Below are 2,055 nucleotides of genomic sequence, written 5' to 3' on the forward strand. Positions count from 1 at the left end.
AAGTGCGAAATGCCTGCTCGAATGACTGTCCTTCTTTGGTTTTGAAGTAGACTTAGGCGACGATATGAACTTTTTATACGAAGTTCGCCTCCGTTACTATATTCAACCGTCATTTGCCTTAGCGGGTATGGGCACAGAAAGTGATGATGAAAAGAGTGAAGAACAACGCTACTACCGCGCTGAAATTCACTTAAAAGAAGGTGGGCAAGACTACGATGTGATGGGCTGGGCAAAAGAGCAGATCATCCACGATATTCTTGATCAGTACGAAAAACATATTCACTTTTTACATTTATTGGGTAAGTAGTCCCAAAAAAGAAATATTACCTAAAATGTGTCGATAAAAATTCACAGGCGGCTAAAATTATAGCCGCCTGTTTTTATTCAATTATCTATTAATACAATAGAATCCTATTTTATAACATTTGCATTTTTGATAATAAATTACTTACGCTAGCTAAGTCTTCAGGATGAACTTTTAAATATTTTTCACAAGCTAATCTGACATAGTAGAAGCAAGTTTCTTCACTGACGACTATTTCATCATCTTTTTCTGGAGGATAACCTATTGCAAAAAAAACACCCTCTTTAAAAATCATATCATCTAAAAATCCATCATACTCACAAGCAAAATGACAATATGCACCATCAGCACTATAGCCTATCTTTTGAACTATGTGGTCTACAACATCTAAGAAACGATGATCATTATACATCCGGTCAAAATAAGTTTTGATGACCCAATCTTGATGGTCATAATTGTTTTTATCCTCATAATTATAAGGTAATCCAAACAATAAATGATTTAATTCATCAAAAGACTCATTCATATAAATTATTCCTATTGAGGATGAAAATTGCTAACACCTTTAGTTTTGGGATCTAAATAAACTCTAAAGGTAACTCCACCTGCTTTAGCGTTATAAGATTGTAATCCTTTTACTATAGCATCCTTATATCCATTAGCAGCTGCCTGTTGCCCTAAATCTAATATTTTTTGGTCTGAATAAACCTTCGGGTCATAAACTGTTTTTTTAAATGGCTCCGCACCATTACCTTTATAGTTACCTGTTAATTTTCCTGCTGCATCTTTTGTTGGTATTTTATATTCAATTTGGGTGATACCTTTCACGCCTGTTGCCGTTTCACTAATAATCTGTAAACCTTTTTCTCTAACTGCACCATAAAACGCATCTGCATTATGGGCTCCAGAAACTCCCGCTCTTTGAGTAAACTTATCCATCGTCGCTAAATGTATTGGTAAATCAATATTGATACTTATACCTTCAGGAGTTTTAATCGGTCTTTTTGGAAAGAAAACATTATTAACTTTCGTAACTTTGGCTAATTTACCCAAAACAACAACAGCTCTTTCCATCGGTAATGAGGTTAGTACTGCCGCTGCATAGTCTTTGGTATCTTTAGCCTGCATTAATGCCATCATGGTATCAGATACTGGCAAAGTTTCTAAAATAGCCTTTATAGGATCTTCTTTACCATCCCCTTTTAAATATTGGGACCTTATTTTTTGTTTTTCCTGCTCTGTCAAAGTACTATCACTTTCAAGTGCTTTTTCTAACGAAAATGCGCCACCAAAATACTTATCGCCAGCTGAACCATAGAAGTTATGCAAATAATGGTTATAAAGAAATACATTCTCAGCTGCACCTGCAGCGCTGTGTGCGCCATTCGACTCACCAGTTACAATAGCCCCAGCTATAGCTCCTAAAACTTTAATTTTCTGTGTATTACCTTCTAAATTATTTTTACTTTTGTTATCAAGAGATAGCGCAGCTAATTCAGCGGCTAATGCGCCAATTGCGGCACCTTTTACATTACCACCACTAATTTCTGCACTTAGCGCCGCCAACCCCGCATGACTTAGAGCTTTCCCTGCATGCCCCAGAATATTTCCCTGTTTATCTACATATAAATACTGGAATTTATCGCCTATCAGGTTAGCCCCTTCGGCTTGAATTTGCCCTGCCACACTATTGAGTAGGGCTGTTTTAAAGTTGTCCGTGAAGCTCCCACCTTGAATCGCTGTTCCGATGG

The 2,055-nt window shown here is 36.8% G+C and carries 2 protein-coding genes and 1 pseudogene; 1 reads left to right on the plus strand and 2 read right to left on the minus strand.

The window, feature by feature from the left end; all coding sequences use genetic code 11:
* Positions 1–40: 40 nt before the first annotated feature.
* Positions 41–307, plus strand: a pseudogene (locus PR767_RS21175) (choline transporter); the annotation flags it as partial.
* 109 nt (positions 308–416) lie between these two features.
* Here the strand turns inward: PR767_RS21175 and cdiI are convergent.
* Both cdiI and PR767_RS21185 read right to left on the minus strand, forming a co-directional pair.
* The gene (gene cdiI, locus PR767_RS21180) at positions 417–830 is read right to left on the minus strand and encodes a ribonuclease toxin immunity protein CdiI (protein WP_162598835.1); all 414 of its coding nucleotides are present in this window, start codon (positions 828–830) and stop codon (positions 417–419) included.
* 11 nt (positions 831–841) lie between these two features.
* Positions 842–2,053 carry a DUF637 domain-containing protein gene (locus PR767_RS21185; RefSeq protein ID WP_336297933.1) on the minus strand — a complete coding sequence of 404 codons (1,212 nt, stop codon included), beginning with the start codon at positions 2,051–2,053 and terminating at the stop codon, positions 842–844.
* Between the last annotated feature and the right edge of the window lie 2 nt (positions 2,054–2,055).

Source organism: Providencia sp. PROV223, assembly GCF_028479245.1.
In the GTDB taxonomy this organism is placed as follows: domain Bacteria; phylum Pseudomonadota; class Gammaproteobacteria; order Enterobacterales; family Enterobacteriaceae; genus Providencia; species Providencia rettgeri.

What these genes read in the sequence shown, in the direction of transcription:
- cdiI (WP_162598835.1), bottom strand. Translation starts at nt 830, where the DNA reads ATGAATGAGTCTTTTGATGAATTAAATCATTTATTGTTTGGATTACCT.